The sequence below is a fragment of the Streptomyces sp. NPDC001514 genome, from assembly GCF_053597075.1.
The window spans coordinates 38,964-65,467 of record NZ_JBSFHO010000043.1 but is presented as its reverse complement, the minus strand read 5'-3'; the positions used below and the strand labels follow the sequence as shown (position 1 = coordinate 65,467).

Annotated in this window: 24 protein-coding genes; 14 read left to right on the top strand and 10 right to left on the bottom strand. The window is 71.2% G+C overall.

Annotated features, from left to right (window positions below):
* Positions 1–120: 120 nt before the first annotated feature.
* The 7 genes from ACWCXB_RS32950 to ACWCXB_RS32920 all read right to left on the bottom strand — a co-directional run bounded on the left by ACWCXB_RS32950 (position 121) and on the right by ACWCXB_RS32920 (position 8,939).
* A complete protein-coding gene (locus ACWCXB_RS32950) occupies positions 121–1,038 on the bottom strand; it encodes a hypothetical protein (RefSeq protein WP_450727528.1) in 918 nt (305 codons plus the stop codon).
* Between the two features lie 227 nt (positions 1,039–1,265).
* Entirely contained in the window at positions 1,266–1,667 is a 402-nt protein-coding gene (locus ACWCXB_RS32945) for an excalibur calcium-binding domain-containing protein (RefSeq protein WP_450727526.1), read from the bottom strand.
* A gap of 363 nt (positions 1,668–2,030) precedes the next feature.
* Entirely contained in the window at positions 2,031–4,091 is a 2,061-nt protein-coding gene (locus ACWCXB_RS32940) for a phosphocholine-specific phospholipase C (RefSeq protein WP_450727524.1), read from the bottom strand.
* Positions 4,092–4,230: 139 nt separating this feature from the next.
* Positions 4,231–5,697 (bottom strand): hypothetical protein, encoded by a 1,467-nt coding sequence (locus ACWCXB_RS32935; RefSeq protein ID WP_450727522.1) that lies wholly within the window; start codon positions 5,695–5,697, stop codon positions 4,231–4,233.
* A 64-nt stretch (positions 5,698–5,761) separates the two neighbouring features.
* Positions 5,762–6,937 (bottom strand): lactate 2-monooxygenase, encoded by a 1,176-nt coding sequence (locus tag ACWCXB_RS32930; RefSeq protein WP_450727520.1) that lies wholly within the window; start codon positions 6,935–6,937, stop codon positions 5,762–5,764.
* A 335-nt stretch (positions 6,938–7,272) separates the two neighbouring features.
* The gene (locus tag ACWCXB_RS32925; RefSeq protein ID WP_450727518.1) at positions 7,273–8,241 is read right to left on the bottom strand and encodes a peptidase; all 969 of its coding nucleotides are present in this window, start codon (positions 8,239–8,241) and stop codon (positions 7,273–7,275) included.
* Positions 8,242–8,441: 200 nt separating this feature from the next.
* On the bottom strand, positions 8,442–8,939 hold the full coding sequence (locus ACWCXB_RS32920; protein WP_450727516.1) for a GNAT family N-acetyltransferase: 498 nt from the start codon (positions 8,937–8,939) through the stop codon (positions 8,442–8,444).
* Between the two features lie 51 nt (positions 8,940–8,990).
* Between ACWCXB_RS32920 and ACWCXB_RS32915 the strand changes: the two genes are divergently transcribed.
* Complete coding sequence (locus ACWCXB_RS32915) at positions 8,991–9,824, top strand: exodeoxyribonuclease III (RefSeq protein WP_450727514.1); 834 nt, start codon at positions 8,991–8,993, stop codon at positions 9,822–9,824.
* Positions 9,825–9,983: 159 nt separating this feature from the next.
* On the opposite strand, the gene ACWCXB_RS32910 is transcribed toward ACWCXB_RS32915, so the two are convergent.
* Positions 9,984–10,646: a MerR family transcriptional regulator gene (locus ACWCXB_RS32910; protein WP_450727536.1), complete on the bottom strand. Its 663-nt coding sequence runs from the start codon at positions 10,644–10,646 to the stop codon at positions 9,984–9,986.
* Positions 10,647–10,837: 191 nt separating this feature from the next.
* On the opposite strand from ACWCXB_RS32910, the gene ACWCXB_RS32905 reads away from it, so the two are divergent.
* The 4 genes from ACWCXB_RS32905 to ACWCXB_RS32890 all read left to right on the top strand — a co-directional run bounded on the left by ACWCXB_RS32905 (position 10,838) and on the right by ACWCXB_RS32890 (position 14,616).
* Positions 10,838–12,424 carry a flavin-containing monooxygenase gene (locus tag ACWCXB_RS32905; protein ID WP_450727512.1) on the top strand — a complete coding sequence of 529 codons (1,587 nt, stop codon included), beginning with the start codon at positions 10,838–10,840 and terminating at the stop codon, positions 12,422–12,424.
* The gene (locus tag ACWCXB_RS32900) at positions 12,421–13,362 is read left to right on the top strand and encodes an alpha/beta fold hydrolase (protein ID WP_450727510.1); all 942 of its coding nucleotides are present in this window, start codon (positions 12,421–12,423) and stop codon (positions 13,360–13,362) included. The genes ACWCXB_RS32905 and ACWCXB_RS32900 overlap by 4 nt, the downstream gene beginning before the upstream one ends.
* On the top strand, positions 13,359–14,249 hold the full coding sequence (locus ACWCXB_RS32895; RefSeq protein WP_450727508.1) for an SDR family oxidoreductase: 891 nt from the start codon (positions 13,359–13,361) through the stop codon (positions 14,247–14,249). Before ACWCXB_RS32900 ends, ACWCXB_RS32895 begins: the two co-directional genes overlap by 4 nt.
* Positions 14,250–14,346: 97 nt before the next feature.
* Entirely contained in the window at positions 14,347–14,616 is a 270-nt protein-coding gene (locus tag ACWCXB_RS32890; RefSeq protein WP_450727506.1) for a hypothetical protein, read from the top strand.
* 104 nt (positions 14,617–14,720) lie between these two features.
* Here ACWCXB_RS32890 and ACWCXB_RS32885 read toward each other — a convergent pair whose 3' ends face one another.
* Both ACWCXB_RS32885 and ACWCXB_RS32880 read right to left on the bottom strand, forming a co-directional pair.
* A complete protein-coding gene (locus tag ACWCXB_RS32885; protein WP_450727504.1) occupies positions 14,721–18,041 on the bottom strand; it encodes a S41 family peptidase in 3,321 nt (1,106 codons plus the stop codon).
* Between the two features lie 183 nt (positions 18,042–18,224).
* The gene (locus ACWCXB_RS32880; RefSeq protein WP_450727502.1) at positions 18,225–18,590 is read right to left on the bottom strand and encodes an SsgA family sporulation/cell division regulator; all 366 of its coding nucleotides are present in this window, start codon (positions 18,588–18,590) and stop codon (positions 18,225–18,227) included.
* A gap of 168 nt (positions 18,591–18,758) precedes the next feature.
* Between ACWCXB_RS32880 and ACWCXB_RS32875 the strand changes: the two genes are divergently transcribed.
* The 9 genes from ACWCXB_RS32875 to ACWCXB_RS32835 all read left to right on the top strand — a co-directional run bounded on the left by ACWCXB_RS32875 (position 18,759) and on the right by ACWCXB_RS32835 (position 26,471).
* Positions 18,759–19,799, top strand: a complete 1,041-nt coding sequence (locus ACWCXB_RS32875; RefSeq protein ID WP_450727500.1) for an energy-coupling factor ABC transporter permease — start codon at positions 18,759–18,761, stop codon at positions 19,797–19,799.
* Between the two features lies 1 nt (position 19,800).
* A complete protein-coding gene (cbiQ, locus tag ACWCXB_RS32870; RefSeq protein ID WP_450727498.1) occupies positions 19,801–20,562 on the top strand; it encodes a cobalt ECF transporter T component CbiQ in 762 nt (253 codons plus the stop codon).
* On the top strand, positions 20,559–21,308 hold the full coding sequence (locus ACWCXB_RS32865; RefSeq protein ID WP_450727496.1) for an energy-coupling factor ABC transporter ATP-binding protein: 750 nt from the start codon (positions 20,559–20,561) through the stop codon (positions 21,306–21,308). The genes cbiQ and ACWCXB_RS32865 overlap by 4 nt, the downstream gene beginning before the upstream one ends.
* Positions 21,305–21,832, top strand: coding sequence for a MarR family winged helix-turn-helix transcriptional regulator (locus ACWCXB_RS32860; RefSeq protein WP_450727494.1), 528 nt, complete (start codon positions 21,305–21,307; stop codon positions 21,830–21,832). The genes ACWCXB_RS32865 and ACWCXB_RS32860 overlap by 4 nt, the downstream gene beginning before the upstream one ends.
* Positions 21,833–21,933: 101 nt before the next feature.
* Positions 21,934–22,371, top strand: coding sequence for an organic hydroperoxide resistance protein (locus ACWCXB_RS32855; protein WP_450727492.1), 438 nt, complete (start codon positions 21,934–21,936; stop codon positions 22,369–22,371).
* 87 nt (positions 22,372–22,458) lie between these two features.
* On the top strand, positions 22,459–23,619 hold the full coding sequence (locus ACWCXB_RS32850; protein WP_450727490.1) for a serine hydrolase domain-containing protein: 1,161 nt from the start codon (positions 22,459–22,461) through the stop codon (positions 23,617–23,619).
* Positions 23,620–23,626: 7 nt separating this feature from the next.
* Positions 23,627–24,397, top strand: a complete 771-nt coding sequence (locus ACWCXB_RS32845) for an SDR family NAD(P)-dependent oxidoreductase (protein ID WP_450727488.1) — start codon at positions 23,627–23,629, stop codon at positions 24,395–24,397.
* A gap of 126 nt (positions 24,398–24,523) precedes the next feature.
* Positions 24,524–25,273, top strand: coding sequence for a tRNA-dependent cyclodipeptide synthase (locus ACWCXB_RS32840; RefSeq protein ID WP_450727486.1), 750 nt, complete (start codon positions 24,524–24,526; stop codon positions 25,271–25,273).
* On the top strand, positions 25,263–26,471 hold the full coding sequence (locus ACWCXB_RS32835; protein ID WP_450727484.1) for a cytochrome P450: 1,209 nt from the start codon (positions 25,263–25,265) through the stop codon (positions 26,469–26,471). Before ACWCXB_RS32840 ends, ACWCXB_RS32835 begins: the two co-directional genes overlap by 11 nt.
* Positions 26,472–26,504 lie beyond the last annotated feature (33 nt).

Below are 26,504 nucleotides of genomic sequence, written 5' to 3'. Positions count from 1 at the left end.
GGCCGCCCACCGCCAAACCCCCCACCCGGACCCGGCGGGGGGGGCCCCCCACGGGCGCCCCCGGGCGGGGCCGGCGGGCGGGGGGGGGGGGCCCCCCCCCCCCCCGCCCCCGCCGCAGGGTCAGGACTTGACGAGAGTGATCTCGGTGCTCTGGAAGTCGGAGACGCTCACCGGGTAGTCACGGTCGTCCGCCCTGCCGGTTCCCCGGAGCACGGCGGTGCCGGGCTGGAAGGAGGCGGTGGGGTCGATGTTGCTGGGGAAAGAGGCGATCCACGGGACCGGGGTGCCGGGCTCGCAGACGACGATCAGGTCCTCGTAGGAGCCGTTCGCCGTCGCGCGCTTCTGCGTCTGGTAGGCGCCGGCGGTGAGGCTGATGCGGGCCGGCTTGTTGCAGGTCGCCGTGCCGCCGACGGTGATCTCACCGGTGTGGGTGTCGACCGTGCCCGTGGTGTTCAGTTGCACGCCGATGGCGAGCTCCGCCGGCGGCTCGGGCATACGGGCGTGGAGCTCGCCGCGCACGGGAAGCGTGGAGCCCTCGCAGTACCGCTCGAAGGTGGCGTCGACCTCACGGATGTAGCCGTAGGGCCCGTAAGCGATGTGGGAGATGGTGAAGGAGCCGGTGCCGCTCTCGCAGTAGCGATCCGTCACGCTGAACTGCAGCTGGGGATCCTCCGGCTGAGCGTTGGGCCAGCTGGAGGCGTTGGTGTAGGTGACGCCGGAAGTCAGCTTCTGGCCGTAAGGGGCTTCCATGGAGAGGTACCAGCGCTCGCCCTCGGGCGTGACGACTGTGGCGCCTACGGCGGACTCGGAGGTCGGCCCCGAGATGTCGAACATCTCCGTCGTCTCGGGGGTGTAGGTGTAGGACTGCCCGCCGGAGATGTACTCGCCCGGCTCGCCACTGAAGCTGAGCGATCCCGTCACTGCCTCGTGGGCCTGCGCCGTGCCCGTCAGCGGCGTCGCCGTCACCGCCAGGGCGAGGGCCGCCGTGAGGACGGCCGCCGTACGGGCCAGGCTGCGGCCCAGCACGCTGCTTCTCATCAAGATTCTCCTTCATAGGAGCGGGCCCGGCCCTGAGGGGCCGGGCTGTCGTCACGGGCTGCGAATGTCAGGTACCGGTCAAGTCGGTCCAGATGGGGGCGGCGATTGATCTCCTTGGCAGCACGCCCGGAAACCTAACACCCGGCACTGACAGCGCGTGTCCCGGTCCACAACAGCTCAGAGCCCCGGTCGGAGAGATCCGACCGGGGCTCTTCGGCGTCGTACGGTCAGCCCCAGTCGCAGCCGGTGCCGTCGTTGTCGCGGTCGAGGTGGCTGCCGTAGCCGGGCTCGCCCCGGTGGACGGGAGCGGCACCGGCGGCGCGGGCCGCGGCACAGTTCTCGTAGTAGACGTCCGAGCCGTCGTTGCCGCTGTCGGCGCTGCCGGAGTCGTAGGCGTCGGCGGTTTCCGTCCTGGTGACCGTCACCGTCGGACCGGGCTTGGTGACGGTCGCCTTGGGCGCGGGCGTCGCGGTGACGGTCGCCGTGGCGGTGACGGTCGCCGTGACGGTCGGGACGGGGCTCGGCTTCGCGGCCGCTGCGGGCGATCGGTCGGCGTCCGACCCGGCGGCACTGCCACAGCCGAAGCCGACCAGCATGATCAGTACGGCACCGATGTAGGTGCGCTTCATCTTCCACAACGGCCGTTGCGTCCCAGTGGGCTGGGGACAGGGCGGTGGGCTGATGGTGTACGGATTGCTCAAGGTCCCCCCTTGTGCAGATTGTGTGAAGAGACACCGTAGCGGTGGGTGGAGGGACAAGAGGCGCATCGGTGGGAACTGACCGCTTGTGTTCTCCGCGGGCTCTGTTGCGGACGCTCGTGGACCCGTTTACCGGTCAGCGCATCCGTAGCTTTGAGGGGCACTTTGCCGGGCTGCGGGATCCGGCGGATGCGGAGAGCATTCCGGTATGCGCGCACGCGCCGCCCCGAGCACCTCGCGGTGCTGGAGCGGCGCGTGTCGCGCGCGGTCGGCGACCGGATCGGCCGGTGGGCGTCAGTTGGTGAGGATGCCCGGGTCGGACAGGCCCGGGGCGCCCGTCTCGATGTGGCCCGCGAGGCGGCGGAGGAAGTCTGCCGTGGTGGTGGAGGTGACCGTCACGTCGTACCAGTTGCGGCAGGCGCTCAGGTCGACCGAGTGCGTGACCGTCGTGCCCTTGCGGACCGTGAAGGCCTGAGGGGTGCCGCCGTAGGCGTTGGTGACGGTGAGCTGGGCGTCGGCGGTGGCGGCGTTGGTGAAGGTCAGGTCGAGGTTGCCGGTGGCCGCGTTGTGGCGGGCGGTGACCTCGGGGCCTGCGGTCTTGCCGGGGTTGCGGAAGCGGCGCAGGAAGCCGTTCGGGCCGTGGACGGTCAGGTCCGTGACGCCCCTCGAGTACTTCGTGTTCCAGCTGTCCGCGATCGACTTGCCCGCCTCTGTCGTGTACGTCCAGGGCGCGTCGGAACGGTTCGCCGATGTGACGTAGAACTGTACGCCGGCGCTCGCACCGCCGCTGAAGGCGAGCTGGTACTTCCCGGTGCTGATGTCCGCGGAACCGTCCACGCACGGGGCGTACTTGAGCGGGCGGGTGGGCTTGCTGCCCGGTTCCTGGCGGGGCATCGTGCCGACGGCGGGTGCGGGGGCCAGGAAGTCGGGGTGGCGGTCGCGGTCGGGCGGGTAGTAGCCGGCGGTCGGGGGCAGTTCGGCCGGCGCCGTCTCCGTACGCGCGAAGTCGAAGGCGGAGGTCAGGTCACCGCAGACGGCGCGCCGCCAGGGCGAGATGTTCGGCTCCTGCACCCCGAAGCGGCGCTCCATGAAGCGGATGATCGAGGTGTGGTCGAGGGTCTCGGAGCACGTGTAGCCGCCGGTGCTCCAGGGGGAGACGACGAGCATGGGTACGCGGGGGCCGAGGCCGTACGGTCCGGCGACGTAGCCCGACGCGCCCGGGAACCAGTCCAGCGTCGTCGGGGTCGTGGACAGACCCTGGGCGGCCCCGGCCGGTACGTACGGCGGCACGACGTGGTCGAAGAAGCCGTCGTTCTCGTCGTAGGTGATGAAGAGGGCGGTACGGGCCCACACGTCGGGGTTCGACGTCAGGGCGTCCAGGACCTGCGCGATGTACCAGGCGCCGTAGTTGGACGGCCAGTTGGAGTGCTCCGAGAACGCCTCGGGCGCGGCGATCCACGAGATCTGCGGAAGCCGGCCCGCCTGGACGTCGGCGCGGAGCACGTCGAAGAAGCCGTCGCCGTTCTTGGCGTCGGTTCCGGTGCGGGCCTTGTCGTACAGCGGGTTGCCGGGCTGGGCGCTGCGGTACTTGTTGAAGTACAGCAGGGAGTTGTCGCCGTAGTTGCCGCGGTAGGCGTCGTTGATCCAGCCCCAGGAGCCGGCGGCGTCGAGTCCGTCGCCGGTGTCCTGGTAGATCTTCCAGGAGATCCCGGCCGCTTCGAGGCGCTCGGGGTAGGTGGTCCAGTCGTACCCGGCCTCGGCGTTGTTGAGGACCGGGCCGCCGCCCTTGCCGTCGTTGCCGGTGTGGCCCGTCCACATGTAGTAGCGGTTCGGGTCGGTGGAGCCTATGAAGGAGCAGTGGTACGCGTCGCAGATGGTGAAGGAGTCGGCGAGCGCGTAGTGGAACGGGATGTCCTCGCGCGTCAGGTACGCCATGGTGGTGGCGGTCTTCGCGGGCACCCACTGGTCGTACTTGCCCTGGTTGAAGGCCTTCTGGCCGCCCGCCCAGTCGTGGTTGAGACCCTGGAGGAACTCCATGCCGAGGTCGTCGCCCGGCGGCCGGAACGGCAGGGTCACCTTCTTGTTGGCGTCCGCCTGGTTCCAGACGGACTTACCGCTGGGCAGCGTGACGGGGCGGGGGTCGCCGAAGCCCCGTACGCCCTTCATCGCACCGAAGTAGTGGTCGAAGGAACGGTTCTCCTGCATCAGGACCACGATGTGCTCGACGTCCTGGAGGGTGCCGGTGCTGCCCTGGGCGGGAATGGCGGCAGCCCGGGCGATGCTGTCGGACAACATGGTGAGCGCGGTCGCGCCACCGGCCAGTTGCAGGAAACGGCGGCGGTTGAGTTCTGCCATGGATGCGTCGACCTCTGCGGGTGTAGTGGTGGCGAGGGGCGCCCCAAGGAGAGCGTGGACGGGGTACCTCCCGGCGGACTCCCCATGACTGCCCGCGGTACAGTCGGCGAACGCCCGATGCCCCTTCGCCCGTGCCGGCTCAGCCCCAACGGGCCAGCAGTGCACCGCAGTAGGTGTCGACGCCCATCAGCGGCGGCGGGGGAAGAACGGGCTGGATCGCGCGGACCTGGCGCGCCACTTGGGGTGACCACTGGCGCAGGGGAAGCCAGCCGGCGACATGGGCCTGTTGGCGGTCGGTGCCGGGGCGGGACGTGCCGCCGACGTCGTGGCGGACGCGGGAGCGCAGTCGGCGGCGCTGCACCACGTGCTCGGTGAAGGTGGCGGCGACGGCGCGCAGGTCCTCGGGGGTGAAGACCTCCGGCAGCTCCGGGGTGCCCTGGTAGAGGCAGAGGAAGTCGATGTCGATCAGGGCGTGGGTCACGTCCTCGGGGACGGTGACGGGGGCGTACGACGGGCGGAAGTCCGAACCGTCCGTCGTCGGTGATCCGGTCGCCGTCCAGCCCTTGTGGACGCGACCGAAGCTCGGCCAGTACGGCCAGGTCGCCACGCCGGCGGAGACGGTCAGGTCGCCGTGGAACGCGCGGGCCATCGCGGCCGCCCGTTGCGTGTAGTCGTCCTCGCCCGTGACGGCGGCCAGTTGGACGAGGGTGCGGCCCATCGCCAGGAACTCGTTGGTCGGCAGTTCGGCGCCGGCGAAGGAGACCGGTTCGTCGGGCAGCCACCGGTAGAAGCCGCGGCCGTCCGCGGTCGTACCCCACTGCTCGTCGTGGGCCCGCACCGCCTGGATCGCCGCGTCGAGGTAGCCGTCCAGGCGGGGGCGTACCGACGCGGGCACCGCGCTCGGCCGCTCCTGGGACAGCCGGACCAGCCCGGCGATCGGATACGTGATCATCCCGGTCTGCGCGGCGAGCGCCACCATCGCCGGCTGCGGGGTGTAACTACCGGAGCGTGCCTCGCGTCCGCCGCCGGTGTCGGTCCCGAGCAGGCGGGCGGTGACGCCGCTGCGCTGCTCGTACGCCTGGTAGATCGCGCGGTCCGCGCGGCGGGCGTCGTTCGGGTCCAGGCTCAGGTCGGGGACGGTGAACGGTGTGCGCTCCCCGCCGGCCACCGTGAGGGAGAACCGGCCCTCCGGCTGGGACTCGACGGTCACCGTGATGTTGCGGGTGCGCGGCGGACAGACCGTCACCTCGAGTGCCGGGCGACCGTCGGTGTCCGGCACGACGGCGGTCGTGGCCGTGAACTTGCCGGCGGTGCTCCACACCGGACGGCTGCGGCCGCGGTGGTCCTCGATCCCCCGTACGTCGTCGCGGGCGGCCAGCACCTGGTCGATCAGCTCGGCGAGGCGCTCCGCATAGCGCGGGTCGCCGGTGCGCTCGGCCATCATCACGTAGCCCTGCATCCGCCAGGATGTGCCCCAGCCGATGACACCCGCCTCGTTGTCGGGCGGGACGCCGGGGCCGGAGACTCCGGTGAGCCGGCTCTCTATGTCGTGGAAGTACCGGGTGCCCGCGCGGTGCAGCCTCGATCTCCATCTCGTCTCTCTCATCGGCCGAGTATGACGATGGCACAACTGCCGTGTCACCGACCGGGACGGGACCAATTGGCAGAAATCATGCGGGCTCCCTGACGAGGGCGTCCGGCGTCAGCGAACCCGGGCCCGCGTGGCCGGACAGCGCCAGCGTGAGGTCGAACTCGGCGAGCAGACAGCGAATGACGTGGTCGACGCCCGCCTCTCCGTCGAGGCCGAGGCCGTACGCGTACGGTCGGCCCAGCAGCACCGCATGGGCGCCGAGCGCGAGGGCCTTGAAGATGTCGTCGCCCGTGCGCACGCCGCTGTCGAAGAGCACGGTCAGCCGGTCGCCGACCGCCTCGACGACGCGCGGCAGCGCGTCGGCGGCGGCAACGGACCCCGCCACCTGGCGGCCGCCGTGGTTCGAGACCACCACGCCGTCCATGCCCGCGTTGGCGGCGCGGCGTGCGTCGTCGGGGTGGAGGATGCCCTTGAGAACGATCGGGCCGTCCCAGTGCTCGCGCAGGAAGTCCAGGTCCGGCCAGGTCTTGGCGGGGTCGGCGAACATGCCCACGAAGTGCATCACGGCCGCGTTCGGATCCTCGTGCACGGGCTTGGCCAGGCCCGCTTGGAAGGCCGGGTCGGAGAAGTAGTTCGCCGTGCCGACGCCGTGCAGGAAGGGGAGGTACGCCTGGTCCAGATCGCGGGGCCGCCAGGCCAGCAGCGGAGTGTCCAGGGTGACGAACAGCGCCGTGAACCCGGCCGCCTTCGCCCGCGCCAGAAAACTCGCCGTCACCTCGCGGTCCTTGGCCCAGTACAGCTGGAACCACCGCTCGCCGTCGCCCATGGCCTCGGCGACCTCCTCCATCGGCGTGCTCGACGCCGAGGACAGGATGTACGGCACTCCGCGCGCCGCGGCCGCACGCGCGGCGGCCGACTCCGCGTCCGGATGCATGATCGACAGTACGCCGACGGGCGCGAGGGCCAGCGGGGCCGGGATCGTGCGCCCCATCACCTCCACCGACAGCTCGCGCTGGTGCACGTCGCGCAGCATGCGCGGCACGATCTGCCAGCGGTCGAGCGCGGCGCGGTTGGCGCGGGCGGTGCTGCCGCTCCCGGCGCTGCCGGCCACGTAGCCGAACGGGCCGGGGCCGAGCCGGTGCTCGGCCAGTTCCTCCAGCCGGGTCAGGTCGGTGGGCAGCCGCGGCACGGCGCCCGTCATGCCGTTCAGATAGATCTCGTACTGGAAGTCCGCCCAGTGCGGTGTCGTCGCCATGCGAGAGATCCTCGCGGTGAGGGACGAGCCGCGTCCATGGTCGTGCGGGTGTTCCGCACCCTCCGGGTCCGCTGTCGGACCGGCTGGCCTTTCCGCGGCCTGGGCCCGGGGGTGGGGCTGCCCGAGCCGCACCCCCGGGCGCCGGTCAGGAGACCACGAGCAGCCATGTGGTCCGCAGGACTGATGTGGCGCTCTTGCCCGCCTGCACGCGCCAAGTCGCCGAGTGGTTGCGGTCGTTGAGCATGTGGTCACTGCCCTTCGACAGGCTGCGCGGGGGCGGACGGGGCACTTGGTGCGGTCGGCGAGGGGTGAGCCCCGCCGGCCGCACCCCGCCCTCAGGACACCTGTGCCTTGTCGTACAGCGCCTTCGCGTCATTGCCGAAGTACGGTCCGAACATCCGGTTCGGCAGGAAGGTGTAGCCGAAGCTGTTCACCGAGACCTGGAGACCGGTGCCGGCCGTCTCGCTGAAGCCGGTGAACCAGGGGCCGCCGCTTGAGCCGCCCGTCATGTTGCAGCCCAGGCTGTGGTCCTGCGAGAACAGGAAGTCGCGCGAGCTGTTGCCGCTGCAGTAGATCAGTTTCGTGCCGTCGTACGGGGACGCGGCAGGGAAGCCGAAGGCGTACATCTGCTTGTTGTAGCCGCCGTTGAACTGGATGCCCTGCGCGCCGGTGACCGAGGTGAGCTTCTGGCCGTTCAGCGGGGCGACGACCGCCGCGCCGACGTCGTAGTTGATGTCCTCGCTCGCCTCCCACTGCGGGGTGGTGAGCGTCTTCGTGGCGGTCCACTGGCCGTACGGGGCCTGGCCGTTGTTGTACGCGGGCACGAAGACCCAGTTGGTGTGCCAGCTGCCCTGGTACTTGACGCAGTGCCCGGCCGTGATGACCGTGCTGGCGTTCTGGCTGGTCACGGCGTTGCCGGTGCAGGATGCCGTACGCCCCTGGAAGGTGAAGAACACCCGGCCGGAGGTCTTCACGACGGCGCCGCCGCCGGTCCAGGGCCCGCCCGCCTGCGGGAAGGCGGTGGGGCCGATGGCGGCGGGAGTGGGCGCGACGGTCGTCGCCGCGCCGGCGGGCTTCGGGGCCTTGAGGCTCTTCAGCGCGCTCGCGCCGAGGTGCAGATCGAGCGGGGTGGCGCTCCGCATCCGGTCCGCGGTCCAGAAGGCGGCCGCCTTCTGCTGCCCGGCGGCCGGGACGCTATGGGTGGAAACCGGGGCGGGAGTGGCCGCGTTGGCGGTCGTCAGGCCGCCCGTGAGCAGGGCTCCGACGGCTAACAGAATGCCTGCGGCTGTGCGATGGCGTCTCACGCATGTCTCCTTCTGCCGTGGCAGGTGTGGGGATGAGAACGGTGCGGATCGGCGTGCGTGAGGCAGGGTGCCACGGAGCGGGGCGTTCTGTCAGGACCGCGTCAGAGACTTCAGGCGTGTCGGGGACCTCAGTTGTGCCGGAGGCGTAGTTCCGGCGGCCTTGTGCCGGACCTTGTGCCGGCGACCTTGTGCCGGCGACTTCAGGCGCGTCGGAGGCTTGAGGTGAGCGGCTTCGCGAAGCAGCGGCTGTTCTCGTAGTGCCGGTAGTGGCCGAACTTCGCGCACACCTCGTAGCCGCTCGACGTGTACAGCCCGATCGCCTCCGGCTGAGCCGTGCCGGTCTCCAGCACCATCCGGGTCCGGCCCGCGGCGCGCGCGTCCTCCTCCAGCGCCGCCAGGATGCGCCGGGCCAGGCCGAGGCCGCGCGCCTCCGGGACGACATACATCCGCTTCAGCTCGGCGTCGCCATCCTCGTATCCCTGGTCGTTCCTGTCCTGGGTGCGCCAGCCGCCCGTGGCGACCGGGCGGCCCAGCTCGTCGTACGCGAGCAGGTAGAGTCCGCGCGGCGGGCGGAACATCGAGGCGTCGAGGGGTGTGACGTCGCCCCCGTCGCCGTAGCGCGCCACGTATTCGAGCTGCACCTGGTCGTTGAGCTTGACGGCGTCGGGGTGGTCGAAGGCTGTCGGCCGGATAATCATGCGAATCATCGTACATGTATGCGCACCGGTCTCCTCGGATATTGTGCCGGAATGCTCACCGTGACCACCGTGAATGTGAACGGACTGCGCGCCGCCGCGAAGAAGGGCTTCGTCGAGTGGCTCGCGCAGACCTCCGCCGATGTGGTGTGCCTGCAGGAGGTGCGGGCGGAGGCGCACCAGCTCCCCGAAGAGGTACGCAACCCCGAGGGCTGGCACGTGGTCCATGTCCCCGCCGCCGCCAGGGGGCGCGCGGGCGTCGCGGTCTACTCGCGGCGCGAGCCGGATGCCGTGCGGACCGGATTCGGCAGCGAGGAGTTCGACGGCAGCGGGCGTTACGTCGAGGTCGACCTGCCCGGTGTCACGGTGGCCAGCCTGTATCTGCCCTCGGGTGAGGTGGGCACCGAGCGGCAGGACGAGAAGTTCCGCTTCATGGACGAGTTCCTGCCGTATCTCAGGGGGCTGAAGGAGCGGGCGGCGGCCGGGGGGCGTGACGTGCTGGTGTGCGGCGACTGGAACATCGCGCACCAGGAGGCCGACCTCAGGAACTGGAAGGGCAACAGGAAGAACTCCGGCTTCCTGCCGGAGGAGCGGGAGTGGCTCGGCCGGGTGTACGCCGACGGCGACGGCGACGGCGACGGTGAGAGTGAGGGCGGGGCGGGGTACGTGGACGTCGTGCGGGCGATGCACCCCGAGATGGAGGGGCCGTACTCGTGGTGGTCGTACCGAGGGCGCGCCTTCGACAACGACACCGGGTGGCGTATCGACCTGCTGGTGGGGACGCCGCGGCTGGCCGGGAAATGCGTGAAGGCGTATGTGGAGCGGGCGGCGAGTCACGGGGAACGGTGGAGCGACCATGCGCCGGTGACGGCGGTCTTCGAGGTCTAGGGCGGGCGGTCCGGTTCGCCCGGTTCGGCTCGGGCGTGCGTGGGCGCCTGCGGCGGGCCTTTCCCCTACCCGCCCCTTCCCGAACTGGGGCTGCGCCCCGGACCCCGTTCGGGTTTCGCCCCGGTCCCGGTACCGCGCGGTGGGCCCGGGAGTCCGTCCTCAAACGCCGGACGGGCTCGAACGTCCTTGATCGCCGGACGGGCTGGGTCCAGGGCGGAGGCGGCGGTCGAGGGCCATCGAGAGCTCCGCGTCCACCACGCTCTTCGCGAGGGGGCGGAGGCGTTCGATGTCGTCGTCGGCGGCGTAGGTGCGCAGGAGTTCGGTGAAGAGGGAGGCCAGGGCGTCCGCGTGTGCGCGGACCTCGCGGCCGGCGGTCAGGACGGCGGCGAGCGGGACACCTTCCTTCACCAGGGCCGCGGAGACGTCGAGCAGACGGCGGCTGATGTGGACGATTTCGTCGCCGTCGGTGGCGAGGTAGCCGAGGTCGAGCGCGGCGGCGAGGTTCTCGGGGGTGACCTCGCCCTCGAAGTAGTCGGCGAGCTCCTCGGGGGTCAAGCGGACCGGGGTCTCCTCGGTCGGTTCGCCGAGCCCGAGGACCTCGCCGACGTCGCGGCCGCTCTCGAAGGCGGCGGCGAGGTCGGCGATGCCGCTGAGGGTGTGGCCGCGCTCCAGCAGGGCGGCGATGGTGCGCAGGCGGGCCAGGTGGTGGTCGTCGTACCAGGCGATACGGCCCTCGCGGCGGGGCGGCTGGATCAGTCCGCGTTCGCGGTAGAAGCGCAGGGTGCGCACCGTGATGCCGGCCTCCTCGGCCAGTTCCTCCATGCGGTACTCGCGTACTTCTGCCACAGGCGAAGCCTATGTTGTCCGCCGGTACCCGTGGCCGGAGGCCGCTGATGCGAACAGCTTCGGTCCGCCCCCTACCGCTCGGTAGGGCGAGGCTCTACCCTCCCAACCATGCCAGTGATCGCTGGCAAGGTTCGGTCGTTCAGCGGGAGCCTGCGGGAGGCGGCGGCATGGGCAAGGGCCAGCACGAACATGTACGCGTGGCGGTGATCGGATCCGGATTCGGTGGCCTTGGCGCGGCCGTCCGACTGCGCCGGGAGGGGATCACCGACTTCGTCGTCCTCGAGCGGGCGGACTCGGTCGGCGGGACCTGGCGGGACAACCGCTATCCCGGGTGCGCCTGCGACGTGCCGTCCCACCTCTACTCGTTCTCGTTCGCGCCCAACCCCGACTGGCCGCGCACCTTCTCCGGCCAGGAGCACATCCGGGCGTACCTGGAACACGTCACCGACACCTTCCGGCTCCGCCCGCACATCCGCTTCCACCACGAAGTGACGATGATGCGCTGGGACGGCGACGAGCTGCGCTGGGTGATCGAGACCTCCGCCGGGACCCTGACCGCGGACGTCGTGGTGTCGGCGACCGGGCCGCTCTCCGACCCGAAGATGCCCGAAATCCCGGGCCTGGCCGAATTCCCCGGCAAGGTCTTCCACTCGGCCCGCTGGGACCACGACTACGACCTGCGCGGGAAGCGCGTCGCGATGATCGGGACCGGCGCGTCCGCGATCCAGATCGTGCCGTCGATCCAGCCCGAGGTCGGGAAGCTGACCCTGTTCCAGCGCACTCCGCCGTGGGTGATGCCGCGCATGGACCGGCGGGTCAGCGGGGTCGAGCGCTGGCTGCACCGGCAGCTGCCGTTCACCGGGACCGCGCGCCGCGGACTGCTCTGGGGCATCAGGGAGTTGCAGGTCAGCGCGTTCACCAAGAGGCCGAACCAGCTCGGCCTGATCGAGTCCCTCGCCAAGGCCAACATGGCCAAGGCCGTCAAGGACCCGGCGCTGCGGGCGAAGCTGACGCCCTCGTACCGCATCGGCTGCAAGCGGATCCTGCTGTCCAGCGACTACTACCCGGCGCTCGCCCAGCCCAATGTGGACGTGGTCGCCTCGGGGCTGACGGAGGTACGGGGCTCGACGGTCGTGGCCGCCGACGGTACGGAGACCGAGGTCGATGCGATCATCTTCGGCACCGGCTTCCATGTCACCGACTTGCCGATCGCCGAGCGGGTCGTGGGCGCCGACGGGATCACGCTCGCGGAGGCGTGGAAGGGCGGCATGGAGTCGCTGCGCGGCGCGACCGCCGCGGGATTCCCCAACTGGATGACGATCATCGGGCCCAACACCGGTCTCGGGAACAGCTCGATGATCCTGATGATCGAGTCCCAGCTGAACTACATGGCCGACTACATGCGGCAGTTGGGCGTGCTCGGGGGCCGGGTCGCGCTCGGCGCACGGCGCTCCGCCGTCGGCGCGTGGAACCGGCGCGTGCAGGAACGGATGAAGCGCACCGTGTGGAACACGGGCGGCTGCACCAGTTGGTACCTGGACGCGAGCGGCCGCAACACCACCATCTGGCCGGGCACGACAGGGGAGTTCCGGCGCGAGACGCGCGAGGTGGACCTCGCCGAGTACGAGGTGATCCGCCCGCCGCGTCCACGGAGAGCCACCGGGCCCGCCGAGGCAACTGAGACCATCGAGGCCACTGAGACCATCGAGGCCACCGAAACCGTCGCCGCGACGGTGGGGGAGGAGAGCGCATGAGCCGGCTCATGAAGCGGACCGCGGGAGCAGCCCCCGCCCCGCCCGTCGCCACCCGTGAACTGACCGCCGTCTCCGCCGACGGCTCCCGTATCCACGTGGAACTGCACGGCCCCGAGGACGCGCCCGCCGTCGTGCTCTCCCACGGCTGGACCTGCTCCACCCATTTCTGGGCGGCGCAGATACGGGACCTTGCCGCCGACCACCGCGTGATCGCGTACGACCAGCGGGGACACGGCCGTACACCCGCCGTCGCGAAGGGCGCACACAGCACCCGCGCACTCGCCGACGATCTCGAGGCCGTGCTCGCCACCGCGCTCGAACCGGGCACGAAGGCGGTGCTGGCCGGGCACTCCATGGGCGGGATGACGCTCATGGCGGCCGCCGGGCGGCCCAAGTTCGCGGAGCACGCCGCCGCCGTGCTGCTGTGCAGCACCGGCAGCTCCCAGCTGGTCGCCGAGTCGCTCGTGCTGCCGATGCGGCAGGGGCGGACCCGCACCCGGATGACCCGCGCGATCCTCGGCGCGCGCGCCCCGCTCGGCCCGGTCACTCCGCTCTCCAAGCGGATCCTGCGGTACGGGACGATGGGGCCCGGAGCGGCGCCGGAGAAGGTCGCCGAGTGCGCCCGCATCGTGCACGCCTGCCCGCGCTCGACCCGGGTGGCCTGGGCGCACGTACTCGCCGGGCTCGATCTCGACGCGGGCGTACGGGAGTTGACCGTGCCCACGGCTGTCGTCGCGGGCACCGCCGACCGCCTCACCCCGATCGTGCACGCCCGCGCGCTGGTGGCCTCGCTGCCCGAGTGTGTGGGCCTCGTCGAGCTCGCCGGCATGGGACACATGACGCCGGTGGAGGCCCCGGAGGCGGTCACCGCCCAGATCCGCACGCTGGTGGACGCATACGTGACGAAGGAAGTCGCGAACGAGAAGGGATCGGTATGAGCAGGGTCAGCCTCGAGGGACAGGTCGCCGTCGTCACGGGTGCGGCGCGCGGTATCGGTGAGCTGCTGGCGCGCAAGCTGTCCGCGCGGGGGGCGAAGGTCGCGCTCGTGGGCCTGGAGCCGGACGAGCTGAAGGCGGTCGCAGGGCGGCTGCACACCGACTGCGACCACTGGCATGCCGATGTCACCGACCACGAGGCGATGGCCCGGGTCGCGCAGGAGGTCAAGGAGCGCTTCGGCAAGGTCGACATCGTCGTCGCCAACGCCGGAGTGGCGGCGGGCGGGCCCCTCGCGGACTCCGATCCGCAGGCATGGCGGCGCGTCATCGAGGTCAACCTCGTCGGCGGCGCGGTCACCGCCCGCGCCTTCCTGCCCGTACTGATGGAGAGCCGGGGCTACTTCCTGCAGATCGCCTCGCTCGCCGCGATCACCCCCGCCCCGATGATGACGGCGTACTGCGCGTCCAAGTCGGGTGCGGAGGCCTTCGCGCACGCCCTGCGGGCCGAAGTCGCGTACAAGGGCGTCAAGGTGGGCGTCGGCTATCTGTCCTGGACCGACACGGACATGGTCCGCGGCGCCGACCAGGACCAGGTGATGCGGGAGTTGCGGCAGCGGCTGCCGTGGCCCGCGAACCGTACGTATCCGCTCGGGCCGGCCGTGGACCGCATCGTCGCCGGGATCGAGCGCCGCTCGGCCCATGTGTACGCGCAGTGGTGGCTGCGCGGGATGCAGTCGGTGCGCGGGTATCTGCCAGGGCTCGTCGCGACCGTAGGACAGCGCGAGATGCGGCGCTTCGAGCCGCGGCTGGCGGGGGTGAGCAAGGGGCTGGTGGGCGCCGGCGGCGCGGCTGACGAGCAGGAACGGGACGGGCATACGCAGCGTCATTGATCGAAATGCGCGCTATGTTCCTGCGTGCCAGGCTGGTCGAGGCCCGGGGGGCCTGCACAGGCCCCCCACCGATCACACCCTTCCAGGAGTGAACCAGATGGGTATCCAGGACCAGTTCAAGGACAAGGCTCAGCAGCTGGCGGAGCAGGGGAAGCAGAAGACGGGCAACCCGAAGGACGAAGGGTCGCAGCGCTCCCCGCAGCAGCGCGCCCAGAAGCAGCACGCGCAGCAGGGGCGGACCCCGCAGCGGTCGCCGCAGCCGCAGCGCTCCCAGCCGCAGGGTTCGAAGCAGCGCGAGATGAACGACGAGTCGCGCCGGCTCCAGCAGGAGGCCGAGGACCGCTTCGACCAGGACTACGACGCCTGACGTCCGAGGCTGAGTGAAGGGGCGCACCCTGTGCACGGGGTGCGCCCCTTCCGCGTGCCTGCAGCCAACTCACGTACAGCCCTCACGTCGTACAGTCGGCCAACTCACGTACGCGGCGGGAGCTTCGGGCGGCGGCGGTCCGGGACCTTGTCGTAGCCGGGAGGGATCGCCGCCGGGTGCTGCTCGAGTCGGTCGAGGGCGACCTGAACCGCGGTCTCCAGGTCCGTGCGCTTGCCCTCGGCCCAGTGCAGCGGAGGGCGCTCCGCGAAGATGTCCGGGTCCACGCCGTGGTTCTCGACGGACCAGCCGTACGCGTCGAACCACGCCGCGTTCATCGGCACCGTGATCACCGTGCCGTCCCCGAGCCGGTGCCGCCCGGTCATCCCGACGACCCCGCCCCAGGTGCGCTGGCCGACCACGGGACCCAGGCCCAGCAGCCGGAACGCCGCCGTGATCATGTCGCCGTCCGACGAGGTCGCCTCGTCGGCGAGCGCGACGATGGGGCCGCGCGGTGCGTTCGAGGTGTAGGAGACGGGCTGGGCGTTGCGCGTCAGGTCCCAGCCCAGGATCTTGCGGGTCAGCGCCTCGATGACCAGCTCGCTGATGTGGCCGCCCGCGTTGCCGCGTACGTCGACGATCAGCGCCGGCCGGGACATCTCCTTGCGCAGATCGCGGTTGAACTGTGCCCAGCCCGAGCCGCCCATGTCCGGGATGTGCAGATACCCGCACTTGCCGCCGCTGATCTCCCGTACGACCTCACGGCGCTTCGCGACCCAGTCCTGGTAGCGCAGCGGACGCTCGTCGACCAGCGGCACGATCGCGACCCGGCGAGGCGGCCCCTCGCTCTCGGCCGACAGGAAGGTCAGCTCCACGGTCGTGCCGCCCGCCGCCGACAGCAGCGGATACGGCCCGGCGACCGGATCCACGGGCCGCCCGTCCACATGCGTCAGTACGGCACCGTCGCGGATGCCCGTACCGGCCAGCGGGGAACGTGCCTTGGAGTCGGACGAGTCACCCGGCAGGATCCGCCTGACGACCCAACCCTCCTCCCGGTGCACCAGGTTGGCGCCCAGCAGCCCCATCGCCCGCTGGTAGTGCGGCGGTCCTTCGTTGCGGCGTGCGGGGGTGACGTACGCGTGCGACGTGCCCAGTTCGCCCAGCACTTCGCGCAGCAGGTCCGCGAACTCGTCGGGGGATGCGACCCGTTCGACCAGCGGACGGTACTGCTCCAGCACCCCGTCCCAGTCGATGCCGGACATGTCCGGGTCCCAGAAGTACGCGCGGATGAGGCGCCCCGCCTCCTCGTACGCACCCCGCCACTCCGCGGACGGATCCACCTCGTGCAGGATCCGGCGCAGGTCGATGTAGACGGTGGAGTCGCTGTCGCCCGACTCGGTCGTGGGCACCGCCCGCAGGTCGCCGTCGTCGACGACCACCAGCCGCGTACCGTCGCCGCTCACCGCGAACCAGTCGAGATGCTGGACGAGTTCGGTCTTGCGGGCCTTCGTGATGTCGAAGTACTCGAGGGTCGGCCGGGTCGAGGGATCGGCGGGGTTGGCAAACGTCTCGCCGAGCGCGCCCGAGATCGGCCAGCGCAGCCAGACCAGACCGCCGCCGTGGACCGGGTACAGCGCCGAGTACTTGGACGCGGACACGGGGAAGGGCGTGACCCGGTTCTCCAGGCCCTCCACCTCCACCATGGCTGCGCCCTCCGCGATCTCGGCCTCCACCGGATCCAGGCCGCCGGCCGCGGGACGCCCGTCGGGCAACAGCGCGAAGGGCGACGGTGTCGCGGACGACAGCGGCACCAGATAGGGGCGGCAGCCCAGCGGGAACGACAGGTCCCCGGTGTGCACGTCGTACACCGGGTCGAAGCCGCGCCACGACAGGAAGGCCAGGTAGCGGCCGTCGCGGGTGAAGACGGGGTTCTCGTCCTCGAAGCGGCCGTTGGTGACATCGACGATCGTGCGGGGGCCCGTCCCGTCGAGCCGCGCCATCTTGATCTTCCGCAGGGAGCGCCCGATACCGGGGTGCGACCAGGTCAGCCAGTTTCCCAGGGGGGAGAAGGCGAGGTCGCGCACCGGCCCGTTGTCGGACCGGATCAGCTCCGTCACCTCGCCGTCGGACTCCTCCGTCCCCTCCGTCCCCTCCGTCCCCTCCGTCCCCTCCGTCCCTGCGGCGGCTGCCGCCTCGTCGGACACGGTGATGAGCAGCAGCCGCCCGTCGTGCGAGGCGATCGCGAGGCGCTCGCCCGCCGGGTCGGACTTCAGCTCCAGCACCCGGCCGAGCTTCCCGGAGGCCAGCCGCCGCGGTTCCCGGTCGCCGCTCGCCCGCGGCAGATACGCGATCTCGATCGCGTCCTCGCCCTCGGCGTCGGTTACGTATGCGACCTGGCCGCCGCTGCCCAGCATCTCGGGGAGCCGCACCCGCACGCCCGGGGTGTCGGTTATCGTCCGGGCCGGGCCGTCGCGGTGGGTGAGCCAGTACAGGCTGCCGCGTACGGAGATGGCGCTGGCCCGGCCCGTCGTGTCGACGGACAGCCCGTCGACGTGGTTGGCGGCCGGGACCTGGTACCGCCGCCGGCCCGCGCGGGGACCCCCGAGCCGTACGTCCAGCTTCCGCGGCTCCGCAGCCGGCCCCAGGTCCTCGACGATCCACAGCTCGCCGGCGCACTGGTAGACGACCCGGCGCCCGTCGCTCGACGCGTGCCGGGCGTAGAAGGCGTCGTGGTCGGTGTGGCGGCGCAGGTCAGTGCCGTCGGGGAGGCAGGAGTAGAGGTTGCCGACGCCCTCGTGGTCGGAGAGGAAGGCGATGCGGCCGTCCACGAACATCGGGCAGTCCAGATGGCCGCAGATGTCCGGCAGCAGTCGTTCCCCGTGCAGATAGAGCCGCCCGGTCGCCCCGCCCCGGTAGCGCTTCCACGCCGCCGGCTCGTGCGGCGGCTTGCCGGTGAGCAGGAGGGTGCGGTGCACGCCGTCGTCGTCGTGGACCGCGATGTCCGCGACCGGGCCCCAGGGGAGCCGCTTGCCGGGGTCGCCGTCCGTGGACACCTTGTAGGCCCAGGAGAAGTACGAGAACGGCTGGCCGTGCGAGGAGACGGCCAGGATGTTGCCGTCGGGGTCCCAGCCGCACACCCGGGTGTCGGTCGAGCCCCAGTGGCTGAGCCGCCGCGCCGGGCCGCCGTCGACCGGCGCCAGATGGATCTCGGGGTCGAGGCTGCGCCAGGTCGTGTAGGCGATGTGGCGGCCGTCCGGCGAGAAGCGGGGGTGGCCGACCCGGGTCCGGTCGACGGTGACCCGCCAGGCGCGGCCCGGGGTCTGGCCCTCGGGGACGAGGGGCGCGATCCAGAGATCGTCCTCGGCCGCGAAGCACAGCAAGTCGTCGTGCAGATGCGGGAAGCGGAGATACGCGAGGTCTTCTCTCACCCCCCAATGCTTTCCGCGCAAGCAGGGCGCGGCAACTTGTGGGCGGGGTATTTGTGAGCCGGGACACGTACGAAACGGTTTCGTTTCGCTGTGCCTCGAGGGTGCAGCCGTAGTGTGCGAAACCGTTTCGTTCGGGAGCTGACCTGTCCCGGCCGCTCTCCGTGGACGTGGTGGCCGTGACCGTCACGACCTGGTGGCGGGCGCGGCCACCTCTGCGTACGTCTTGCGCAGGAAGCGCACGAGGGGGCCGGAGTCGAACTGGACCACCGCGACCCCCTCCGGCGAATGGAATTCGACGACCACCTGGGCGCGTCCGCACGGCCAGATGTTCACATCGCCGCGGCGGGCGGGGGAGCGCAGACCGGTCTCCAGCAGTTCGCGCGGGAACGTCCACTCGATGCCGCTGGGGAAGACGAAGCGGACGGCGGCGGGATCACGCCCGGGGTCGTAGCGGAGGGCCACCGGTATCCGACGGTAATGAGGGGCGTCGTTGACGATCCGGGCCTTGGCAAGCTCTTCGACAGAGGGGGGCTCGAACGCGTGTGACATCGGTCGGCTCCTCACCTTGGTGCTGTTTGTAATCCAATGTCGCATATTTTCCGCTTTAAGTCCTGGGCGAGGCGCTCGTACTTGTATGTGAGACGCTCTTGCAAGTCGTTCGCAACAGCGGGCATCATCGGACGGTTGACCAGCCCTGTCCGAAAGCGGAGACCGCACATGCATGTCCCTGACGGATTCATCGATCTGCCCGTCTCCGCCACGGCCGGGGTCGTCGCCGCCGGTGCCGTCGCCGTCAGCCTGCGCGGCGCCCGCCGTGAACTCGACGAACGGACCGCGCCGTTGGCCGGTCTCGTCGCCGCCTTCATCTTCGCCGTCCAGATGCTCAACTTCCCGGTCGCGGCCGGTACGAGCGGACATCTGCTCGGCGGCGCGCTGGCGGCGATCCTCGTCGGGCCCTTCACCGGCGTGTTGTGCATCTCCGTCGTCCTGCTGCTCCAGGGCGTCCTCTTCGCGGACGGCGGCCTCACCGCTCTCGGCGTGAACATCACCGTCATGGGCGTGGTCACGGTCGCCGTCGCGTACGGGCTCTTCCGCGCGCTGGTCAAGGTGCTGTCCCGCGGCCGGCGCTCGTTGGCCGTCGCATCCTTCGTCGCCGCGCTGGTCTCGGTCCCGGCCGCGGCCGCCGCGTTCACGCTCCTCTACGCGATCGGCGGCACGACCGACGTCCCGATCGGCACGGTGCTGAGCGCGATGGTCGGCGTGCATGTCCTGATCGGCGTCGGCGAGGCCGTGATCACGATGCTGACGGTCGGTGCCGTCGTCGCCGTACGCCCGGATCTCGTGTACGGAGCGCGCGGGCTGTCCGCCCCGCTCAAGCTGCGCGTCGGCGGCGAGCTGGTCGACGCCGAGCCCACGTCCGCCGCCGCGCCCGTGTCCACGGGCTCCACGCGCCCCGTCTGGATCGCGGGCCTCGCCGCCTCCCTCGTCCTGGCCGGTGTCGTCTCCTTCTACGCCTCCGCCAGCCCCGACGGACTGGAGAAGGTCGCCGCCGACAAGGGCATCGACAGGAAGGCCGAGGAGCACGCCGCCGCCGACTCGCCGCTGGCCGACTACGGCGTCAAGGACGTCGAGAACGGCAGGCTCTCCGGCGGGCTCGCGGGGGTGATCGGCGTCGGCGCCACGGCCGCGGCCGGCACCGGTGTGTTCTGGGTGGTACGCCGTCGCCGTACCGCCGAAACCCGCACGGTGGCGTCCTGAGATGGGTGTCGGCCACGCGCACAAGCTGTACCGGCACGGGCACTCGCCGGTCCACGAGCTGCCTCCGCACTGCAAGATCGCCGCGGCCCTCTGCTTCGTGATCGTGGTGGCCGCCACGCCGCGCGAGGCGGTCTGGGCCTTCGGTCTCTACGCGGTGCTGCTGGGCGTGGTCGCCGCCGCGGCCCGTGTCCCGGCGGCCTTCCTGCTGAAGCGGCTGCTGATCGAGATCCCCTTCGTCGCCTTCGCGCTGCTCATGCCCTTCGTGGTGCCGGGCGCGCGGACCGAGCTGCTCGGGATCTCCCTCTCCGTCCCCGGACTGTGGGGCGCCTGGAACATCCTCGCCAAGGGGACACTGGGCGTCGCCGCCTCCGTCCTGCTCGCGTCCACCACCGAGCTCCGCTCCCTGCTGCTGGGACTGCAGCGGCTCAAACTGCCGCCGCTGATGGTGCAGATCGCCTCCTTCATGATCCGCTACGGCGATGTGATCACCGACGAGATGCGGCGCATGTCCATCGCCCGCCGCTCGCGCGGCTTCGAGGCGCGCGGCGTGCGGCACTGGGGCGTGCTCGCCAAGTCCGCGGGCGCGCTCTTCATCCGCTCGTACGAGCGCGGCGAGCGGGTGCACCTGGCCATGGTCAGCCGTGGGTACACGGGCACGATGCCCATGATCGACGAAGTGACCGCGGGTCGCGCCGACTGGACGCGGGCCGCCGCCCTCCCGCTCACCGCTCTCGCGGTCTGTCTGCTTGGCTGGACGCTATGACGATGTCGCTGGAGGTCAAGGGCCTCGCATACGCCTACCCCGACGGCCACCAGGCCCTCTTCGGTGTCGACCTGAGCATCGCGCGCGGCGAGCGGGTCGCGCTGCTCGGCCCGAACGGCGCCGGCAAGACGACGCTCGTCCTCCACCTGAACGGCATCCACACCGGCGGCGCCGGCACCGTCACCGTCGCCGGACTGCCGGTCGGCAAGCAGCACATGGCCGAGATCCGCCGGAAGGTCGGCATCGTCTTCCAGGACCCCGACGACCAGCTCTTCATGCCGACGGTCAGGGAGGACGTCGCCTTCGGACCGGCGGCGGCCGGGTTGCGCGGTGCGGAGCTGGAGGAGCGGGTGACCACCGCGCTGCGGCGGGTCGGGATGGCGGAGTACGCGGAGCGTCCCCCGCACCATCTCTCCTTCGGCCAGCGCCGTCGGGTCGCCGTCGCGACCGTGCTCGCGATGGAGCCGGAGATCCTCGTCCTCGACGAGCCCTCGTCCAATCTCGACCCGGCGTCGCGCCGTGAACTCGCCGACATCCTGCGGTCGTTGGACGTCACCGTGCTGATGGTCACGCACGATCTGCCGTACGCCCTGGAGCTGTGCCCGCGCTCGGTGATCCTCAGCGAGGGCGTGATCGTGGCCGACGGGCGTACGCAGGACCTGCTCGGCGACGCCGCGCTGATGGGTGCGCACCGGCTGGAGCTGCCGTTCGGCTTCGACCCGCAGGCTGTGACAATGGGCGCGTGAACGAGGAACCTGCCGCCCCAGGTCCCGCGGCGTCGCTGCTGCTGGACGACCAGCTGTGCTTCGCGCTGTACGCGGCCCAGCGCGCGGTGACGGCGGCGTACCGTCCGCTCCTCGACGAGCTCGGCCTGACCTACCCGCAGTATCTGGCGCTGCTGGTGCTCTGGGAGCGGGGCGAGATCCCGGTGAAGGAGCTCGGGAGCGCCCTGCGCCTGGACTACGGCACGGTCTCGCCACTGCTGAAGCGGCTGGAGGCGGCGGGTCTGGTGCGGCGGGAGCGGTCGGCTGCCGACGAGCGTTCGGTGCGGGTGGTGCTCACCGAGCGCGGCGAGGCGCTGCGGGCGGCCGCGGCGCGCGTGCCGGAGTCGCTGCTGATGAGCACCGGCATGGGCGCGGAGGACATCGCACGGCTGCGGGCCGAGCTGCACGCACTCGCGGCGCGCGCGTCCGCGTCGGCCTCCGGCTGCGCGTCGGCCTCCGGCTCGGTGTCCTCCTTGGGTCCGGCGTCGGCCTCGGGACGTGCCTGACCGCCTGCTCGGCTACCCCTGGGTAATAAGGCGCTCGGCGACTTCGATACATTGCGCGCGATGTACTTGTGCACATGTCATGCATGCGGGGACGGAGGACGATGACCGACCAGGACACCCGGCCGACGAAGATCATGTACGTTGCGGAGGCCACCGCACACGGCGGCCGCGCCGGCTATGTCACCAGCCACGACGGCCGGATCGACCTGCGCCTCGCGATGCCTCCCGCGCTCGGCGGCGACGGTGCGGGCACCAACCCTGAGCAGCTCTTCGCGGCCGGATACAGCTCCTGCTTCCACAACGCGCTGGTCCTCGTCGGCCGCAGGGAGGGCTACGACCTCAGCCGCTCCACGGTCGCCGCGAAGGTCGGCATCGGTCCCAACAAGTCAAGCGGCTACGGACTCGCGGTCTCGCTCGCCGTCTCGCTGCCGCTCCTCGACCAGGAGCTGGCCTCGAAGCTCGTGGCCGCGGCCCACGAGGTCTGCCCGTACTCGAACGCGACGCGCGGCAACATCGACGTCTCCATCGTCCTGAGCTGAGTCCGTGACCGACCCGGAATCCGGACCCGCGCGCCCACGTTGCACCATGGGGCTGGGGGCAACCGATCGGGAAAGGGAGCGTGGGACGTGGACGTCCAGGGCACGGTGGCGGAAGGCTTCGAGCCGGTCCGGGACGCCTTCGTACGCAACTTCGAGCAGCGCGGGGAGCGCGGCGCGGCCGTCGCCGTCTACCGGGACGGCGTGAAGGTCGTCGACCTGTGGGCCGGGACGCGGGACGTCGACGGGACCGCTCCGTGGGCCGTGGACACCGCGCAGGTCGTCCGCTCGGCGACGAAGGGTGTCGCCGCCGCCGTACCGCTGCTGCTGCATCAGCGCGGGCAGCTGGACCTGGACGCGCCGGTGGGGACGTACTGGCCGGAGTTCAAGGCGGCGGGCAAGGAGCGGGTGCTCGTACGGCATCTGCTGGCGCACCGGGCCGGCGTGCCCGCGCTCGACCGCCCCCTCACCGTGGCGGAGGCCACCGACGGCTCGTCCGGGGCGCGGGCCGTGGCCGCGCAGGCCCCGGCCTGGGAGCCCGGCACCGACCACGGCTATCACGCGCAGACGTACAGCTGGCTGCTGTCGGAACTCGTCCGCCGGGTCACCGGCCGCACCATCGGCCGCTGGACGGCCGAGGAGATAGCCCGCCCGCTCGGCCTGGACTTCTGGGTCGGGCTGCCCGCCGAGGAAGCGCACCGCGTCGGCCGGCTGGGCCCGGTCGACGAGCCGCCCACGGCCGCCGGCGGCGGGCTGAAGCTGCGCCCCAAGCGGTCCGTCTCGGAGGCCTACCGCGATCCGGAGTCCCTGACCCGCCGCGCCTTCGGCGCGATCGACCCGCTGCCGGACGAGAACGACCCGCACTACCGCGCCGCCGAACTCCCCGCGTCCAACGGCATCTCCACGGCCCGCGCGCTGGCCCGCTTCTACGCGGCCACGATCGGCGAGGTCGACGGCCACCGCCTCTTCGCCCCGGCCACCGTCACCCTCGCCCGCACCGAGGAGTCGGCGGGCCCGGACCGCGTCCTCGTCGTCGGCACCCGCTTCGGCCTCGGCTACATGCTCCACGGGCCCGCCTCCCCGCTGCTCGGCCCCGGCTCCTTCGGCCACCCGGGCCGCGGCGGCTCGCTGGGCTTCGCCGACCCCGAGTCGGGCATCGCGCTCGGGTACGTCACGAACGGCATGCGCAAGGGGGTCACGGCGGATCCGCGTGCGCAGGCTCTGGTGCGGGCGATCCGCTCGGCGGCATGATCGGCGCATGCAGCGTTTCGAGGGCTACGGCGTACTGATCACCGGAGCAGGCCGCGGCATCGGCGAGGCGATCGCCCGCAGACTGGCGTCCGAAGGCGCCCGCGTCCTCGTCACCGACCTCGACGGCGAGCGTGCCGCGGCGACCGCACGGACGATCCCGCATGCCGCCTCGTTCCCCTGTGACGTCGCCGACCGCGACGCCGTCGAGGCGGCGGTCGCGTACGCCGTCGAGGAGTTCGGCACCCTCGACGTCCTCGTCAACAACGCCTTCACCTGCGCCCTCGACACCCCGCTCTTCGAGGACCAGCCCGACGACACCTGGCAGCAGGACCTCGACATCGTCCTCACCGGAGCCTTCCGGTGCGCCCGCGCCGCCCTGCCGCACCTCGCGAAGGCGGGCGGCCGCGGCGCCATCGTCAACATCGGCTCCGTCAACGCCGAACAGGACTTCGGCAACCACGCCTACAGCGCCGCCAAGGCCGGCCTCGCCTCGCTCACCCGTACCCTCGCGGGCGACGCCGCCCGCCGCGGCGTCCGCGTCAACCAGGTGAACCCCGGCACCGTCCGCACGGCCGCCTGGGACGGCCGCGAGCGCCAACTCGACGCCCTCGCCGGCGTCTACCCGCTGGGCCGCGTCGGCACCCCGGAGGACATCGCGGCCGCGGTCGCCTTCCTGGCCTCCTCCGACGCCTCCTGGATCACGGGCACGACGCTGCGCGTGGACGGCGGCCTCCTCGCGGTGAACACCGCTTTCGCGCAGGTCCTTTCGGCCGACTGAACGGAAAGTCCCGATTATGGACGCCCGTTGACACTCTCCGTGTGCGGACGCTAACTTCGCGGCGTCGTCGCCACACCAGGAGCACGAGGCTCCGATGGGACTAGCGACGCGAAGGACGCTTTCAGGTTGACCACTGCAACCGTCTTCGAGAGCCATTCACTCGTTCCGCCCGCGACCGAGGCGGACCTCTTCAGAATCCAGCCCTACACCCCGCACTGCCAGGTGATCCACGAGGCGGGCGACCATGCCGTGATCGGCGTCTCGCCGGGCAACAGCTACTTCTCGGCCCAGCGCGTCAACGATCTCGCCCGCTGGGGCCTCGCGCACTTCGACCAGGTCGACTTCGTCTATACCGACCTGCACGTGGCCGAGATGTACGAGGCCTCCGGCTACGACGCCGACGACGCCCGGCGCAAGGCCGTCAAGAACCTGCGCGGCGTGCGGGCCAAGGTGACCAACGCGGTCGAAGCCGTCGACCCCGGCGGCGGACGACTCCAGGCCCACGCCATGTCGGATCTCACGAGCAATCCGGCCTACCGAGGCATCCACGAGCATCTCCAGGAACTCCTTTGGACGGACCAGGAGTTCCGCTCCACCTGCGACCAGCTCGTGGACGCGTTCCTCTCCTCCAAGGTCCTCAACGGGAAGACCCCCACCGAGCGGCAGCGCGAGGTGTGCCTGCAGTACGTCTGCGCGGAGGCCCCGCTGTTCCTGGACACCCCCGCGATCCTCGGGGTTCCGTCCTCCCTCAACTGCTACCACCAGCTCCTGCCGATGGCAGAACTCCTCTACTCACGGGGCGCCGGACTGCGTGCCTCCCGCAACCAGGGCCATGCCGTCGTCACGCCCGCCGAAGGAGACCCCGATGTCCGTTGAGACGCTGCCGGCCAAGCCCGAGGAGAAGCTTCTCGACTTCCCGTTCTCCTGGTGCGGCGACCAACTCCCCGAAGAAATAGCCGACTTGCGTGCCGAGCCGGTCAAGCGGGTCCGCACCATCGCCGGCGACGAGGCGTGGCTCGTGTCCTCCCACAAGCTGTGCAAGCAGGTCCTGGAGGACCGCCGGTTCAGCCTGAAGGACACCTCGGCGCCCGGTGTGCCCCGGCAGTACGCGCTGACGATCCCGCCCGAGGTCGTCAACAACATGGGCAACATCACGGGGGCCGGTCTGCGCAAGGCGGTGCTCAAGGCACTGAACCCGAAGAGCGAGGGACTGGCCGACTGGATGCGCTCGTACGCGGCCGAGCTGGTCGACGGCTTCATGGCCGAGGGGGCGCCGGCGGATCTGCGCGGGCAGTTCGCCGACCCGTACTCGGCGGCCATGCACTGCCACATCCTCGGCATCCCGAAGGCCGACGCGCCCCGGCTGATGCGGAGCCTGGACATCGCGTTCATGAACTCCGCCTGCCCCGTCACGGGGGCGAAGCTCAACTGGGACCGCGACATCGCCCATATGACCGAACGGCTCGACGATCCCCTGACCACCGGGCTGATGGCGGAGCTCGCGGACCTGCGCAAGGATCCGGACTACGCCCATCTCACGGACGAGATGCTGGCCACGGTCGGCGTGACGATGTTCGGCGCGGGAGTCATCTCGACCTCGGGCTTCCTGACGATGGCCATGGTCTCCCTCATCCAGCACCCGGAGCTCAAGGCCGAACTGCTCGACGACCCGACGAGGATCCCCGCGGCGGTCGACGAGCTGCTGCGCATCAACCTGTCGATCGGCGACGGGCTGCCGCGCCTCGCCCTGGAGGACGTCACGCTCGGAGATGTGGAGGTGAAGAAGGGCGAGCTGGTCCTGGTCCTCGTGGAGGGCGCCAACTTCGACCCCGAGGTGTTCGCCGATCCGCACCGCGTGGATCTCGACCGCGAGAACAACACCGCCCATCTGTCGTTCGGCGGCGGACAGCACTACTGCCCCGCCACCGCGCTGGGCAAGAAGCACGCGGAGATCGCGCTGGAGGTGCTGCTCGACCGGATGCCGGGGCTGCAGCTCGCGGTCCCCGTCGAACAGCTCGTCTGGCGGACCGGGTTCATGAAGCGGATCCCCGAGAGGCTCCCGGTCATGTGGTAGCCGTCTGATGCTGTCCGGCCGGGCGGGGCGCCC

Excerpts from the sequence above, each read along its gene's own strand:
- ACWCXB_RS32950 (WP_450727528.1), bottom strand. The coding sequence starts at position 1,038 with ATGAGAAGCAGCGTGCTGGGCCGCAGCCTGGCCCGTACGGCGGCCGTC.
- ACWCXB_RS32945 (WP_450727526.1), bottom strand. The coding sequence starts at position 1,667 with ATGAAGCGCACCTACATCGGTGCCGTACTGATCATGCTGGTCGGCTTC.
- ACWCXB_RS32940 (WP_450727524.1), bottom strand. The coding sequence starts at position 4,091 with ATGGCAGAACTCAACCGCCGCCGTTTCCTGCAACTGGCCGGTGGCGCG.
- ACWCXB_RS32935 (WP_450727522.1), bottom strand. The coding sequence starts at position 5,697 with ATGAGAGAGACGAGATGGAGATCGAGGCTGCACCGCGCGGGCACCCGG.
- ACWCXB_RS32930 (WP_450727520.1), bottom strand. The coding sequence starts at position 6,937 with ATGGCGACGACACCGCACTGGGCGGACTTCCAGTACGAGATCTATCTG.
- ACWCXB_RS32920 (WP_450727516.1), bottom strand. The coding sequence starts at position 8,939 with ATGATTATCCGGCCGACAGCCTTCGACCACCCCGACGCCGTCAAGCTC.
- ACWCXB_RS32915 (WP_450727514.1), top strand. The coding sequence starts at position 8,991 with ATGCTCACCGTGACCACCGTGAATGTGAACGGACTGCGCGCCGCCGCG.
- ACWCXB_RS32910 (WP_450727536.1), bottom strand. The coding sequence starts at position 10,646 with ATGGAGGAACTGGCCGAGGAGGCCGGCATCACGGTGCGCACCCTGCGC.
- ACWCXB_RS32905 (WP_450727512.1), top strand. The coding sequence starts at position 10,838 with ATGGGCAAGGGCCAGCACGAACATGTACGCGTGGCGGTGATCGGATCC.
- ACWCXB_RS32900 (WP_450727510.1), top strand. The coding sequence starts at position 12,421 with ATGAGCCGGCTCATGAAGCGGACCGCGGGAGCAGCCCCCGCCCCGCCC.
- ACWCXB_RS32895 (WP_450727508.1), top strand. The coding sequence starts at position 13,359 with ATGAGCAGGGTCAGCCTCGAGGGACAGGTCGCCGTCGTCACGGGTGCG.
- ACWCXB_RS32890 (WP_450727506.1), top strand. The coding sequence starts at position 14,347 with ATGGGTATCCAGGACCAGTTCAAGGACAAGGCTCAGCAGCTGGCGGAG.
- ACWCXB_RS32880 (WP_450727502.1), bottom strand. The coding sequence starts at position 18,590 with ATGTCACACGCGTTCGAGCCCCCCTCTGTCGAAGAGCTTGCCAAGGCC.
- ACWCXB_RS32875 (WP_450727500.1), top strand. The coding sequence starts at position 18,759 with ATGCATGTCCCTGACGGATTCATCGATCTGCCCGTCTCCGCCACGGCC.
- cbiQ (WP_450727498.1), top strand. The coding sequence starts at position 19,801 with ATGGGTGTCGGCCACGCGCACAAGCTGTACCGGCACGGGCACTCGCCG.
- ACWCXB_RS32865 (WP_450727496.1), top strand. The coding sequence starts at position 20,559 with ATGACGATGTCGCTGGAGGTCAAGGGCCTCGCATACGCCTACCCCGAC.
- ACWCXB_RS32855 (WP_450727492.1), top strand. The coding sequence starts at position 21,934 with ATGACCGACCAGGACACCCGGCCGACGAAGATCATGTACGTTGCGGAG.
- ACWCXB_RS32845 (WP_450727488.1), top strand. The coding sequence starts at position 23,627 with ATGCAGCGTTTCGAGGGCTACGGCGTACTGATCACCGGAGCAGGCCGC.
- ACWCXB_RS32835 (WP_450727484.1), top strand. The coding sequence starts at position 25,263 with ATGTCCGTTGAGACGCTGCCGGCCAAGCCCGAGGAGAAGCTTCTCGAC.